The sequence below is a fragment of the Streptomyces sp. NPDC056231 genome, from assembly GCF_048270745.1.
Lineage (GTDB): Bacteria > Actinomycetota > Actinomycetes > Streptomycetales > Streptomycetaceae > Streptomyces.
The window spans coordinates 39,229-52,255 of the sequence record NZ_JBLVKW010000044.1; the positions used below are offsets into that span (position 1 = coordinate 39,229).

At 69.9% G+C, this 13,027-nt stretch carries 16 protein-coding genes; 12 read left to right on the forward strand and 4 right to left on the reverse strand.

All coding sequences use genetic code 11. The features are described 5' to 3' along the window. The first annotated feature begins 45 nt into the window (after positions 1 to 45). The 7 genes from sufD (at position 46) to ACNPQM_RS28120 (ending at position 4,915) form a co-directional block, all read left to right on the forward strand. Positions 46 to 1,227 (forward strand): Fe-S cluster assembly protein SufD, encoded by a 1,182-nt coding sequence (gene sufD / locus ACNPQM_RS28090; protein WP_418086158.1) that lies wholly within the window; start codon positions 46 to 48, stop codon positions 1,225 to 1,227. Beyond that, positions 1,227 to 1,544 carry a bifunctional 3-phenylpropionate/cinnamic acid dioxygenase ferredoxin subunit gene (locus ACNPQM_RS28095; RefSeq protein ID WP_358860180.1) on the forward strand — a complete coding sequence of 106 codons (318 nt, stop codon included), beginning with the start codon at positions 1,227 to 1,229 and terminating at the stop codon, positions 1,542 to 1,544. Before sufD ends, ACNPQM_RS28095 begins: the two co-directional genes overlap by 1 nt. A 7-nt stretch (positions 1,545 to 1,551) precedes the next feature. Further along, positions 1,552 to 2,316, forward strand: a complete 765-nt coding sequence (sufC, locus tag ACNPQM_RS28100; protein ID WP_345514757.1) for a Fe-S cluster assembly ATPase SufC — start codon at positions 1,552 to 1,554, stop codon at positions 2,314 to 2,316. After that, positions 2,313 to 3,569: a cysteine desulfurase gene (locus ACNPQM_RS28105; RefSeq protein ID WP_418086159.1), complete on the forward strand. Its 1,257-nt coding sequence runs from the start codon at positions 2,313 to 2,315 to the stop codon at positions 3,567 to 3,569. The genes sufC and ACNPQM_RS28105 overlap by 4 nt, the downstream gene beginning before the upstream one ends. Before the next feature lie 10 nt (positions 3,570 to 3,579). Further along, the gene (gene sufU / locus ACNPQM_RS28110; RefSeq protein ID WP_358860178.1) at positions 3,580 to 4,035 is read left to right on the forward strand and encodes a Fe-S cluster assembly sulfur transfer protein SufU; all 456 of its coding nucleotides are present in this window, start codon (positions 3,580 to 3,582) and stop codon (positions 4,033 to 4,035) included. Beyond that, positions 4,032 to 4,379: a metal-sulfur cluster assembly factor gene (locus ACNPQM_RS28115; RefSeq protein WP_037691711.1), complete on the forward strand. Its 348-nt coding sequence runs from the start codon at positions 4,032 to 4,034 to the stop codon at positions 4,377 to 4,379. The genes sufU and ACNPQM_RS28115 overlap by 4 nt, the downstream gene beginning before the upstream one ends. Before the next feature lie 170 nt (positions 4,380 to 4,549). Then, positions 4,550 to 4,915 carry a VOC family protein gene (locus ACNPQM_RS28120; protein ID WP_418086160.1) on the forward strand — a complete coding sequence of 122 codons (366 nt, stop codon included), beginning with the start codon at positions 4,550 to 4,552 and terminating at the stop codon, positions 4,913 to 4,915. Between the two features lie 16 nt (positions 4,916 to 4,931). On the opposite strand, the gene ACNPQM_RS28125 is transcribed toward ACNPQM_RS28120, so the two are convergent. Then, the gene (locus ACNPQM_RS28125; protein WP_418086161.1) at positions 4,932 to 5,954 is read right to left on the reverse strand and encodes a hypothetical protein; all 1,023 of its coding nucleotides are present in this window, start codon (positions 5,952 to 5,954) and stop codon (positions 4,932 to 4,934) included. Between the two features lie 227 nt (positions 5,955 to 6,181). Here ACNPQM_RS28125 and ACNPQM_RS28130 point away from each other — a divergent pair, with 227 nt between their 5' ends. After that, positions 6,182 to 6,502 (forward strand): DMT family transporter, encoded by a 321-nt coding sequence (locus ACNPQM_RS28130; protein WP_358860175.1) that lies wholly within the window; start codon positions 6,182 to 6,184, stop codon positions 6,500 to 6,502. Further along, positions 6,502 to 7,038: a TetR/AcrR family transcriptional regulator gene (locus tag ACNPQM_RS28135; protein WP_358860174.1), complete on the forward strand. Its 537-nt coding sequence runs from the start codon at positions 6,502 to 6,504 to the stop codon at positions 7,036 to 7,038. The genes ACNPQM_RS28130 and ACNPQM_RS28135 overlap by 1 nt, the downstream gene beginning before the upstream one ends. Positions 7,039 to 7,093: 55 nt before the next feature. Here the strand turns inward: ACNPQM_RS28135 and ACNPQM_RS28140 are convergent, their stop codons facing one another. Beyond that, positions 7,094 to 7,963, reverse strand: coding sequence for a winged helix-turn-helix transcriptional regulator (locus ACNPQM_RS28140; RefSeq protein WP_418086162.1), 870 nt, complete (start codon positions 7,961 to 7,963; stop codon positions 7,094 to 7,096). Between the two features lie 118 nt (positions 7,964 to 8,081). On the opposite strand from ACNPQM_RS28140, the gene ACNPQM_RS28145 reads away from it, so the two are divergent. Further along, a complete protein-coding gene (locus ACNPQM_RS28145) occupies positions 8,082 to 9,317 on the forward strand; it encodes an MFS transporter (RefSeq protein WP_418086163.1) in 1,236 nt (411 codons plus the stop codon). Positions 9,318 to 9,405: 88 nt separating this feature from the next. After that, complete coding sequence (gene dapD, locus ACNPQM_RS28150) at positions 9,406 to 10,392, forward strand: 2,3,4,5-tetrahydropyridine-2,6-dicarboxylate N-succinyltransferase (RefSeq protein WP_358860171.1); 987 nt, start codon at positions 9,406 to 9,408, stop codon at positions 10,390 to 10,392. A 49-nt stretch (positions 10,393 to 10,441) separates the two neighbouring features. On the opposite strand, the gene dapA is transcribed toward dapD, so the two are convergent. Continuing rightward, positions 10,442 to 11,362, reverse strand: a complete 921-nt coding sequence (gene dapA / locus ACNPQM_RS28155) for a 4-hydroxy-tetrahydrodipicolinate synthase (protein ID WP_418086164.1) — start codon at positions 11,360 to 11,362, stop codon at positions 10,442 to 10,444. A 267-nt stretch (positions 11,363 to 11,629) separates the two neighbouring features. On the opposite strand from dapA, the gene ACNPQM_RS28160 reads away from it, so the two are divergent. Then, the gene (locus tag ACNPQM_RS28160) at positions 11,630 to 12,349 is read left to right on the forward strand and encodes a DUF4232 domain-containing protein (protein WP_418086165.1); all 720 of its coding nucleotides are present in this window, start codon (positions 11,630 to 11,632) and stop codon (positions 12,347 to 12,349) included. On the opposite strand, the gene ACNPQM_RS28165 is transcribed toward ACNPQM_RS28160, so the two are convergent. Then, positions 12,295 to 12,738 carry a GNAT family N-acetyltransferase gene (locus ACNPQM_RS28165; RefSeq protein ID WP_418086166.1) on the reverse strand — a complete coding sequence of 148 codons (444 nt, stop codon included), beginning with the start codon at positions 12,736 to 12,738 and terminating at the stop codon, positions 12,295 to 12,297. The genes ACNPQM_RS28160 and ACNPQM_RS28165 overlap by 55 nt on opposite strands. Positions 12,739 to 13,027: the final 289 nt, after the last annotated feature.

Here is a 13,027-nt window from a genome sequence, read left to right on the forward strand (position 1 = left end):
CGAATCCCCCGACTTTTGACAGAGAAAGCGAGCACTACGACAGCCATGGCTGAGGCTCAGAACATTCCGGCGGGGTCCACCACCACCGGGTCCATCGCGGTGGCCGCCGAGTCGACCGTCGCCACGCGCATGAGCGCGCCCCCGTCGTTCGACGTCGCGGACTTCCCGGTCCCGCACGGCCGCGAGGAGGAGTGGCGGTTCACGCCGCTGGAGCGGCTGCGCGGCCTGCACGACGGCACGGCCGTCGCGACCGGTGGCGCCGTCAAGGTCGAGGTCGACGTTCCCGAGGGTGTCACCGTCGAGACCGTCGGCCGCGACGATGCGCGGATCGGCAGGGCGGGCACCCCGGTGGACCGCGTCGCCGCTCAGGCGTACTCGTCCTTCGAGAAGGCCTCGGTCATCACGGTCGCCAAGGAGGCCGTGCTCGCCGAGCCGATCCGGATCGCGGTGCACGGCGAGGGCGGCGTGGCCTACGCCCACCAGGTCATCGAGCTGGGAGCCTTCGCCGAGGCCGTGGTCGTCATCGACCACACCGGTGACGCGGTCCTCGGGGGCAACGTCGACTACGTCCTCGGTGACGGTGCGAAGCTGACCGTCGTCTCCGTCCAGGACTGGGACGACACCGCCGTCCACGCCGCTCAGCACAACGCGCTGATCGGCCGGGACGCCACCTTCAAGTCGATCGTCGTCACCTTCGGCGGCGACCTGGTCCGCCTCCACCCGCGGGTCTCCTACGCGGGCACCGGCGGTGAGGCGGAGCTCTTCGGTCTGTACTTCACCGACAGGAGCCAGCACCAGGAGCACCGTCTCTTCGTCGACCACAACACCCCGCACTGCAAGTCCAACGCCGTCTACAAGGGCGCGCTCCAGGGCGACGGCGCGCACGCGGTGTGGATCGGTGACGTGCTCATCCAGGCCAGGGCCGAGGGCACCGACACCTACGAGATGAACCGCAACCTCGTCCTCACGGACGGCGCGCGGGTCGACTCGGTGCCGAACCTGGAGATCGAGACCGGCGAGATCGTCGGCGCCGGTCACGCCTCCGCGACCGGCCGCTTCGACGACGAGCAGCTCTTCTACCTGATGTCCCGCGGCATCCCGGCCGAGGAGGCCCGCCGGCTCGTCGTGCGCGGCTTCTTCGCCGAGCTGGTCCAGCAGATCGGTCTGCCGGACGTCGAGGCCCGTCTGCTCGACAAGATCGAGGCCGAGCTGAAGGCTTCCGTCTGATGGCCTTCGTCAGAGTCTGTGCGCTGAGCGAGCTGGAAGAGGACACCCCGAAGCGGGTGGAACTCGACGGAACGCCGGTCTCTCTCGTCCGTACCGAGGGGGAGGTGTTCGCGATCAACGACATCTGCTCGCACGCGAACGTCTCACTGTCCGAGGGAGAGGTCGAGGACTGCATGATCGAGTGCTGGCTGCACGGCTCCAGTTTCGACCTGCGTACCGGCAAGCCGTCCGGCCTTCCCGCGACGCGCCCCGTCCCCGTATACCCCGTCAAGATCGAAGGGGACGATGTGCTCGTCTCCGTCACCCAGGAGTCCTGAGTCACCCATGGCAACGCTTGAAATCCGCGACCTGCACGTCTCCGTCGAGGCCGACAACGCCACGAAGGAGATCCTCAAGGGCGTCGACCTGACCGTGAAGCAGGGCGAGACGCACGCCATCATGGGCCCCAACGGGTCCGGCAAGTCGACCCTCGCGTACTCCCTCGCAGGTCACCCCAAGTACACGATCACCAGCGGCACGGTGACCCTGGACGGCGAGGACGTCCTCGCGATGACCGTCGACGAGCGCGCCCGCGCCGGCCTGTTCCTGGCCATGCAGTACCCGGTCGAGGTTCCCGGTGTCTCGGTCTCCAACTTCCTGCGTACCTCCGCCACCGCCGTCCGCGGCGAGGCGCCCAAGCTGCGTACGTGGGTGAAGGAGGTCAAGGAGACGATGGCCGACCTCCAGATGGACCCCGCGTTCGCCGAGCGCAACGTCAACGAGGGCTTCTCCGGCGGTGAGAAGAAGCGCCACGAGATCCTTCAGCTGGAGCTTCTCAAGCCCAAGGTCGCGATCCTCGACGAGACCGACTCCGGCCTCGACGTCGATGCCCTGCGCGTCGTCTCCGAGGGCGTCAACCGGGTGCGCGAGACCGGCGAGGTCGGCACGCTGCTGATCACGCACTACACGCGGATCCTCCGTTACATCAAGCCCGACTTCGTGCACGTCTTCGCCAACGGCCGTATTGCCGAGTCCGGCGGCGCCGAGCTCGCCGACAAGCTGGAGAACGAGGGCTACGAGGCATATGTGAAGGGTGGCGCTTCCGCGTGACACAGCTGCCGGGCCTCCTCGACACCGAGGCGATCCGCAAGGACTTCCCCCTGCTGGATCGTACGGTCCACGACGGGAAGAGGATCGTTTACCTGGACAGCGCGGCGACTTCGCAGAAGCCGCGCCAGGTCCTCGACGCGCTCAGCGAGTACTACGAGCGGCACAACGCCAATGTCCACCGCGGCGTGTACACGATCGCGGAGGAGGCCACGGCGCTGTACGAAGGCGCCCGTGACAAGGTCGCCGCCTTCATCAACGCGCCGAGCCGCAACGAGGTGATCTTCACCAAGAACGCCTCGGAGTCGCTCAACCTCGTGGCCAACATGCTCGGCTGGGCCGACGAGCCCTACCGGGTGGACCACGAGACGGAGATCGTCACCACGGAGATGGAGCACCACTCCAACATCGTGCCGTGGCAGCTGCTCGCGCAGCGCACCGGTGCGAAGCTGAAGTGGTTCGGCATCACCGACGACGGCCGCCTCGACCTGTCCAACATAGACGAGATCATCACGGAGAAGACGAAGATCGTCTCCTTCACGCTGGTCTCCAACATCATGGGCACGATCAACCCGGTCGAGAAGATCGTCCGCCGCGCCCAGCAGGTCGGCGCGCTGGTCTGCATCGACGCATCGCAGGCGGCCCCGCACATGGTGCTCGACGTGCAGGCGCTGCAGGCCGACTTCGTGGCCTTCACCGGCCACAAGATGGTCGGCCCGACCGGCATCGGCGTGCTCTGGGGGCGGCAGGAGCTCCTGGAGGACCTGCCGCCGTTCCTCGGTGGCGGCGAGATGATCGAGACCGTGTCGATGCACTCGTCGACGTACGCCCCGGCGCCGCACAAGTTCGAGGCGGGTACGCCCCCGATCGCGCAGGCCGTCGGCCTCGGCGCGGCTGTGGACTACCTCTCCGCGATCGGCATGGACAAGATCTTCCGGCACGAGCACGCGATCACCGAGTACGCGGTGAAGCGCCTCCTGGAGGTTCCGGACCTGAAGATCATCGGTCCGTCCACCGCGGAGGACCGCGGCGCCACGATCTCCTTCACGCTCGGCGACATCCACCCGCACGACGTGGGCCAGGTCCTCGACGAGCAGGGCATCGCGGTCCGCGTCGGACACCACTGCGCGCGGCCGGTCTGCCTGCGGTACGGAATTCCTGCGACGACGCGAGCGTCGTTCTATCTGTACTCCACGCCGGCCGAGGTCGACGCCCTGGTGGACGGTCTGGAGCACGTACGGAACTTCTTCGGCTGAGGGTTGACTGGTGAAGCTTGATTCGATGTACCAGGAAGTAATCCTGGACCACTACAAGCACCCCCACGGGCGCGGTCTGCGGGACGGCGACGCCGAGGTGCACCACGTCAACCCGACGTGTGGAGACGAGATCACGCTCCGGGTGAAGTACGACGGCGAGACCATTGCCGATGTGTCGTACGAGGGCCAGGGCTGTTCCATCAGTCAGGCCAGCGCCTCCGTGATGAACGAGCTGCTGGTCGGCAAGGAGCTGGGCGAGGCGCAGAAGATCCAGGAGACCTTCCTGGAGCTGATGCAGTCGAAGGGCCAGCTCGAGCCGGACGACGCGATGGAGGAGGTGCTGGAGGACGCGGTCGCGTTCGCCGGTGTCTCGAAGTACCCGGCCCGGGTCAAGTGCGCGCTGTTGAGCTGGATGGCGTGGAAGGACGCGACGGCGAAGGCGCTGTCCGAAGGGAACATGGCATGAGCGATCACGGCACGCCAGAGGTGCTGACCACCAAGCCGGCCTCCGAGGAGGAGGTCCGCGAGGCGCTGTACGACGTCGTCGACCCCGAGTTGGGCATCGATGTCGTCAACCTGGGCCTGATCTACGGCATCCACATCGACGACGCGAACATCGCCACCCTCGACATGACCCTGACGTCCGCGGCCTGCCCGCTGACCGATGTCATCGAGGACCAGGCGAAGTCCGCGACCGACGGCCTCGTCAACGAGCTGCGGATCAACTGGGTCTGGATGCCGCCGTGGGGCCCGGACAAGATCACGGACGACGGACGCGAGCAGCTGCGCGCGCTCGGCTTCAACGTCTGATCCTCTGCGCTTCCGAACGGCCTCCGGCTCGAGCCGGAGGCCGTTCGGCGTTGTTCGTCCGCCGGTTGCGACTCCCGCTCCGTCCGGTACACCGTCAACGGCCTGCGGACGAGCGCGGCTTCGCGATTCTGTGTGGCGAACGGCCATGACCGCCGGGCAGGCTGGCGGTCATGGCCGTTTCCTTCTACTCCGTCGTCGTCGACGCCCATGATCTGCCGTCGCAGGCCCGGTTCTGGTGCCGGGTGCTCGACTGGACGGTGCTCTTCGAGGCCGACGGCGAGATCGTCATCGGCGCCGACAAGGGCGCCGTGCCCGGCATTACCTTCGTCCAAGTACCGGAGGAGAAGACGGTCAAGAACCGGCTGCACATCGATCTCGTCCCCGACGACCAGGCCGTGGAGGTCGCGCGGATCATCGGCCTCGGGGCCACCCGGCTGGACGTCGGCCAGGCGGCCGATGCGGGCTGGGTGGTGCTGGCGGACCCCGAGGGGAACGAGTTCTGCGTGCTGAGACCGAAGAACTCGCTCATCGACTGAGTGGCGTGACCCGCGCTCACGGACCGAACTGCGGGGGCGCGGCGGCTGCTTCGGCGAGGACCGGGCCCAGGTTCTCGCTGCGCATCCGCCGGTCCACGTACAGCAGCCCGATCACCAGCTGCGGGAACGTCGCCGAGACGAGCTGGCCGATCAGCTGGCCCAGCAGCATGGCCACCAGGTAGCCGCTGACGGCGACGACGACGGCCGCGACGCTCGGGTCCGAGTCCAGGCTCGCTGTGCTGAGCATGCCCGGGAACAGGCCGAGGAACGAGAACGGCACCTGAATGAGGTAGCTCGCCACCGCCGCCATGATCAGCGCCAGCAGCGAGATGCCGAAGATCCGCCACCAGTCGCCGCGCACCAGCTGCGAGGAGCGGCGCAGCGCCGCGACCGGGCTCTGCCCCTCGAAGACGACGGCGGAGGGTGCCAGGGAGAACTTCACCCAGAGCCAGGCCGCCAGCGGGAACGTCGCCAGGGCGCCGAGGAAGCTGAACGGAATCAGCGCCGTGGCGCCGGACCCGGCATCCAGGGTGACGGCCGCGACGACGGCGGACACCATGGTGACAATCATGAAGACCAGTGGGATCAATGTGATCAGTCCGGTCAGGATCACCGTGCCGATGACCGCCGGTACGCGTGCCCAGGCCCGGCGCCAGATGATGCCGAACGTGGTCCGCCGCCCCAGGACCGCGTCCTGCAGGACCGCCGGTACGGTCGCGTACATCATGGCGGTGCCGATCATGAGTGACAGAAGAGCGACCAGCCAGACGGCGCCGAAGGCGATCACCAGCGGGGCGATGTCCTCCGTGGGCGCGCTCTCCTCGGCGGAGAGCTCGACGACCCGGTGCAGATGGTCGCTGACCGCGGAGTACGCGATCGCGACCGCCGCGCCGACCACGATGACGGCCCCGCCGTACACGGCCGCACCGATGCCGAAGAGCTGCTTCCAGTAGCGGCCCATCGTGGAGAACGCGCCGCCGAGGATGTCCCCGAGGTTCAGCGGCGCGAGCGGTATCACTCCTGGCTTCGGCGGCGGCATCCAGCCGCCCCATCCCGGCGGTCCGGGGGGTCCTCCGTACGGCACTCCTCCGTACGGAGGTCCCGGAGGACCGCCGCCCCACCCTGCGTCCTGCGTCACTGCTGCTCCGTCGTGTCGGGGTACATGTGCTGGCCGGGACACGGTAGCGCTCCTGGTGGAGCAGTGGATCCCTTCTGCGCACCGGGTTATGTGTACGGGTGTACGCAACGATGCGTACTCTCGTACACATGGGATACGGACTGCTGGCCGCGGCCATCGCGGCGGAGGTGGCCGGGACGACGGCCATGAAGTACAGCGAGGGCTTCACCCGGCTCTGGCCCTCGCTCATCACCGTCGTCGGCTATCTGCTCGCCTTCTCGCTGCTCGCACAGACCCTGAAGACGCTGTCCATGGGCACCGCCTATGCCATCTGGGCCGGGATCGGCACGGCGGCGGTCGCCGCCATAGGGGTCCTCTTCATGGGCGAGTCCGGAAACCTGGTCAAGATGGCGGGCATCGCGCTGATCATCGCCGGTGTGGTCGTGCTCAACCTGGGCGGAGCGCACTGATGATCCGCCGGTACGACCCCGAGCGGCGCGGCCGCATCATCGATGCGGCGATCCGGGTGGTCGGTACCAAAGGCATCGCGGGGCTCAGTCACCGGTCCGTCGCCGCGGAGGCGGATGTGCCGCTCGGCTCGACGACGTATCACTTCGCCTCGCTCGACGAGCTGCTGGTCGCCGCGCTGCGCCGCTCGAACGAGAATTTCTCCCGGGCCATGCGGGAGAGCGAGGCCCTCCTCGCTCCGGACGCGGATCTCGCCGAGGCGCTGGCCCGGCTGCTGGAGGAGTGGTTTTCCGGCGGGCGCGGGCGCCTGGAGCTGGAGTACGAGCTCTACCTCGCCGCGCTGCGCCGACCCGTGCTGCAGCCGGTCGCCGCGGAGTGGACGGATGTCACCGCCGAGCTGCTGGCCGGGCGCACCGACCCGGCCACCGCGCGGGCACTGATCGCACTGATGGACGGGATCTGTCTGCAGGTGCTGCTGACGGGCGGGAGTTACGACGCGGCGTACGCGCGGGAGATGCTGGCGCGGATCATCGGCTGACCACGTCGGCCGCCCCGGGGTGTCGGCGGGTCGGCCCGGGGCGGGCGTCGGGATGTCAGCGGCGGACCGCCGCCAGGGCCGCCTGCACGCTCGCCTCGATGTCCGTGATCGGATACAGCGCCTCGTGGATCGTCCGGTCCCGGTCCACCACCAGGGTGAGCCGCTTCAGCCGGCTGACTCCCGCCGCCCGGAACGTCGGCAGCCGCAGCGCCGCCGCCAGCTCAAGTTCCGCATCGGACAGCAGCGGGAAGCGCAGCCCCTCCGCGTCCGCGAACGCCCGCTGCTCGTCGGGGCGTTGGGTGGACACCCCGTGCACCGTCGCCCCCGCTGCGGTGAACTCGGCCAACTGATCGCGGTACGTGCAGGATTCGAGGGTGCATCCGCTCGCGCCCGGGATCTCGGCCCAGCCCGGCGGGTAGGCTTCCCGGCGGGCGTACGCGCCGGGGAAGCAGTACAGGACGGTGGACCGGGTGTCGGCGACCGGGTCGCTCAAAACGCCGTCGTGGTTGAGGAGTTGAAGCTCCGGCAGGCGGGTGCCCACCAGGGCGTGCACCCGCGCCACCTCCTTGGACGCCTCCGTGGCCGTCGCCATCGTCTCCCCGTCTCCCATCACCCAGGTGTCGCCCCAGTCCTGGAGCGCGATCAGTACCGGCAGCAGCGCGCGGCCGCGCGGGGTGAGCCGGTACTCGTACCGGACGGGGCGGTCCTGGTACGGATCCCGGGACAGCACGCCCGCGTCCACCAGCAGCCGCAGCCGCTCGGTGAGCACCTTGCGGGACGCACCCAGCTCGTGCTGGAGCGCGTCGAAGCGGTGCACCCCGCGCGCGGTGTCGCGCACGATCAGCAGGGTCCACCAGTCGCCGACGACATCGAGGGCCTGGGCGATCGCGCAATCGGCGTCGGACAGGCTGGTGCGCTGCGGCATGGCTTCGTCTTCTTCCGTTCTTGCTCGTGCAGAGGTCGCCCCTTACCGGATTGACCTGTGCAAGGCATGCTGTCATAGTCCGTTCCCAAAGGGAACTCACTGGGGAGGGGTGCTGCGGATGAGGATCTTCGGGATGGTGCGGGACGTACCACGGACGGTACGGCTGCTGACCTTGGGGGCCTTCTTCAACGGAGTCGTCAGCTTCACCTTCGTCTATCTCTTCGTCTATCTGACCGGACCGCGCGGACTCACCGTGCCGCAGGCCGGAGTGATCGCGGGCATCGGCGGCATCGGCCTGGTCGCCGGTAACTTCACCGGCGGATGGTTCGGCGACCACTACGGTCACCGCCGGATGCTGCTGATGGGCGCGCTGGTGAGCGGCGCGGCGCTCGTCACCCTGCCGGTCCTGCCGGTCGTGGCGATGTACGGGGTGCTGCCGCTCGCGCAGTACGCGGCAGGCGTCGTACGCACTGCCAACGCGGCCCTCGTCGCCGTCTCCGTTCCCGAGGGCGGCAGGCGCCAGAGCTTCGCCCTGATGCGCGCCGGGAGCAACGCCGCCTTCGCCGTCGGCCCGCCGCTCGGCGCACTGATCGCCGCCCACTTCTCGTACGGCCCGCTGTTCGTCGCCGACGGCCTCGGGACGCTGCTCTTCGCCGCCTACGCATCGAAGGTGCTCCCGGCGCGCGGCACCGTGCACACCCGGCCGGCGCACGATCCCGACGCGCCCGGGCTCTGGCGGGAGCTGTCGGTCAGGCCTGCGGTGCTGGTGCTGCTCGCCGCGAGCCTCTGCGCCGACTTCGTCTACCGGCAGCAGTACTCCACCCTGCCCGTATTCCTCGCCGATCACGGCCGCAGCGCCCAGTTCTACGGGTGGCTGCTCGCCATCAACGGCGGCATCATCCTCTGCCTGGAACTCCCGGTGGCGCACGCGCTGCGCCGACGGGCTCCGCTGAGCATCGTGGGCACCGGGCTGCTGCTGGTGGGGCTCGGATTCGCGGCACTGATCCCGGGGGCCGGCGTGCTGTTCGCTGTCACCATGATGGTGTCGCTGACCGCGGGCGAGGTCCTGTACAAGTCCACCGCCACGGCGTACGTCGCCGACCAGGCACCCGGCCATGTGCAGGGCCGCTTCCAGAGCCTGTACGCGGGGGCGTCCATCAGCGGCCAGGTGCTGGCCCCGCCGCTCGGCGGCGCGCTCTACGCGGCCGCACCCGAGCTGCTCTGGCCGGTGTGCGCGGTGCTGGCCGGCGGTGCGGGGATGGCGGTGCTGGCGGCGCGGCGGCTGCGGGGGCCGGTGGGCGTGGTGTCCCCGGCGCGGACTCCGATGCCCGAGCGACAGGCGCAGCCCGGCTGACCAGGTGGTCCGGGCGGGTGGGGCCCCGCCGCGACCATCCGGCGAGACCGGTTGGCTCCGGCGGGGCCCTGCCGGTTAGGTTCGTGTCATGACCGACACGACTTCCCGCACCACCGGCGCCGTCGCCGCCGGCCTCGCCACCATCGCCGGCGACGGTTCCGTTCTCGACACCTGGTTCCCCGCCCCCGAGCTCTCCACCGGGCCCGGCCCGGCCGGAACCGAACGGCTCACCCCCGACCAGGCCGTGAACCTCCTCGGCGAGGGCGCGGCCAAGGCTGTCGGCGTGGACGCCCGCCGTGGTGTCGAGGTCGTCGCCGTGCGCACGGTCATCGCCTCGCTCGACGACAAGCCGCTCGACGCCCACGACGCGTACCTGCGCCTGCACCTCCTCTCGCACTGTCTCGTCCAGCCGCACGGCCAGAACCTGGACGGCGTCTTCGGCCTCCTGACCAACGTCGCCTGGACGTCGCTCGGTCCGGTCGCCGTCGACGACCTGGAGAAGGTGCGGCTGAACGCCCGCGCCGACGGCCTGCACCTCCAGGTCACCTCGGTCGACAAGTTCCCCCGGATGACGGACTACGTTGCCCCGAAGGGCGTCCGGATCGCCGACGCCGACCGGGTCAGGCTCGGCGCGCACCTCGCCGCCGGTACGACGGTCATGCATGAGGGCTTCGTCAACTTCAACGCCGGCACGCTTGGCACGTCGATGATCGAGGGTCGCATCTCCGCGGGCGTCGTCGTCGGCAACGGCTCCGACATCGGTGGCGGTGCCTCGACGATGGGTACCCTCTCCGGCGGCGGCAAGGAGCGCATCGTCATCGGTGAGCGCTGCCTGATCGGCGCCGAGGCGGGCGTCGGGATCGCGCTCGGCGACGAGTGCGTCGTCGAAGCGGGGCTGTATGTCACCGCGGGTACGCGCATCACCCTGCCGGACGGCCAGATCGTCAAGGCGCGGGAGCTCTCCGGTGCCTCGAACATCCTCTTCCGCCGCAACTCGGTCACCGGCGCCGTCGAGGCCCGCCCGAACAATGCGGTGTGGGACGGTCTCAACGCGGTCCTGCACAGCCACAACTAGGGCGCGTTTCGACAACCCCGTCTGCCAGGCGGCAGACGGGGGGACGACGCTACTTCAGAAACACGCCCTGGCGTGTAGCGGCGAGGAGTTCCTCGTACGCCTTCCGCAGCCCGTCGGCCGCCTCGCGCCCGGCGGGCTGCAGCGGTTCCCGGACCGGTCCGGCGCCGAGCAGCGCCTTGGCCGTCACGGTGCCGGGCAGCCCGGACGACATCATCAACTCGGCCAGCGGAACGGTCAGCCGATTGAGCCGGGCCGCCTCGGCGGTGTCCCCGGCGTCGAAAGCGTCCAGGACCGCCCGCAGCTGCCGGGGCGCCACATTGGCGACCGTACTCACATAGCCCGCCGCGCCCACCGCGTACAGCGGCAGGTTGAGCTCCTCGCAGCCCGAGTAGTACGAGAGCGAGCCCGCGCCGATCACCTTCGTCGAGCCGAGCAGGTCGTACGCGCAGTCCTTCACCGCCACGATGCGCGGATGGTCCGCGAGCCGCAGCAGGGTCTCCGGTTCGATGCGGGTGCCGGTGCGGCCGGGGATGTCGTACAGCATCAGAGGAACGCCGGTCGCGTCGGCGATGCGCCTGAAGTGTGCCTCGACGGCGGGCTGCGGCGGTCTGCTGTAGTAGGGCGTCACGACCAACAGGCCGTCCGCGCCCGCCCGTTCGGCCTGCTGGGCAAGCTCGACGGTGTGCCGGGTGTCCGCACTGCCCACCCCGGCGACCAGCGGCACACTTGCGCCGACCGCCTCACGGACCGCGCGCAGCAGCGCGGTCTTCTCGGCGTCGGTGGTGGTCGGGGACTCGCCGGTGGTGCCGCTGAGTACCAGGCCGTCGCAGCCGTCGGCGACGAGACCGGCGGCGTGGGTCCCGGCAGCGTCCAGGTCCAGCTCGCCGTCGGCGGTGAACGGCGTGATCATGGCGCAGAGGGCGCGGCCGAAGGGGGCTGCGGGGGTGGCTGGGGCTTCAGGGGGTGTCATGTCCGAAGTGTCCGCCGCCCCGACCGTGAAGGTCTACTTAGTTCTGCTTGAGGTGAAGGAGTAGAAATGCTCAACCATTGGTCTGAGGGCCGGGACCGCGGTCTGGCATGATCGAACGCCTATGCGGCAGGCCGATGCGGGGGCGGGTGCACGGATATGCGGGGACCGGGGGGTACCAGGACGGGCACCGGAGCGCGGAGAGGGTTGGGGCGTGCTTCGAAAGGAGCGTCGTCCGCCCGGCAGGCGGGACGTTCGAAACACGCGCTGGTGGCCGCCTGCTTCGCCGGGGCGCTGGCTCTGACGCTGTCGGGATGCGCCGGATTTCTCGTACCGGCGGGCGAGGGTGAGCCGGAGCCGACTCCGAGCGCGTCGTACACGCCGGACGTGCACGCGGACAAGCTGGATCCGTCCGACCTGGCCATCGCCCCGCCCCCCGACCGGCCGCCCCCAGGGGGCGTTCCTGGCCCCACGCCCACCCCGAGCGCCGTCGTCACCGGCGACTGCCCGTCCTCCGGCGTCGTCGTGGACATGGGTGAGGTGCAAGCGGCGCTGGGCCACCGGGCCGTGTCGCTCACCCTCACCAACTGCGGCAGCAAGCCGTTCCGAGTGGACGGCTACCCGTCCGTGCGGGCCCTGGACGACGAGGGAGATCCGCTGCCGGTTCCGGTGAACCCGGGCTCGTCGTACATGGGGACCGACCGGGGGCCGAAGGAGGTCATGCTGAAGCCGGGGGAGGCGCTGAACGCGCTGCTCGCCTGGGTGTCCACCCCGACCGGCGGCGACCTCATCGAGGGCGACGCGCTGGCGATCGCGCCGGCTCCGGGGCTGGAGGCGCGGACGTTCCCGCTGGAGGGGAGCGACGTACGGCTGCTCGACGAGCTGAACATGACAGCCTGGCGAGCCGTTTCGCCCCCGTATGCCCCGGGCGGGGATCAGAGGGCGAGCTTGAAGCCTTCGTGGCTGCGGGCGAAGCCCAGCGACTCGTAGAACCGGTGCGCGTCCGTGCGCCGCTTGCTGCTGGTCAGCTGCACCAGCCCGCACCCCCGCAGCCGGGCCCGGTCGACGGCTTGTTTCATCAGCTCCCGACCCAGTCCGCCGCCCCGCCGGTCCGCCCTGATCCGTACCGCCTCGATCAGCGCCCGCTCCTCGCCGTGCCTGCCGAGCCCCGGTATGTACGTCACCTGCAGGCAGCCCAGCACGGTGTCGCCGTCCACCAGCACCAGCACCTCGTTGCGTGGGTCGCTCTCGATGGCGGCGAAGGCCTTCTCGTACGCCTCGTCGACCACGACCGAGGCCGGGGCGACGACCCGCCCCTCGTCGGCGAGGAGCGCGAGGACGGCGGGCAGGTCGGGGCGGGTGGCGACGCGGAGGATCATGCTCCGGAGTCTGGCACGGGCGCCGGAGAGGCCAGTGGCCGGATGCCGGTGCGGCCCCGTGACCGAGCAGTAGGGTGTGCGTGGCCCCGGCCATCGGTCCCGGGGATCAACGGGCATGTCGTCGTTGCCTCCCTCCTCCGCCCTGCAGCTGCACACACCCAGCCCCGCCGAGCGGTCCGGAACGGTGGCCGATGCGGGCGCCGGGGAGAGATCCATGCGCGTCAATCTCTTGGTTGTGTAAGCGAGTTGCCGGGTCTCCCCGGGCGGCGGCCCGCCCTCTGTTGCATGA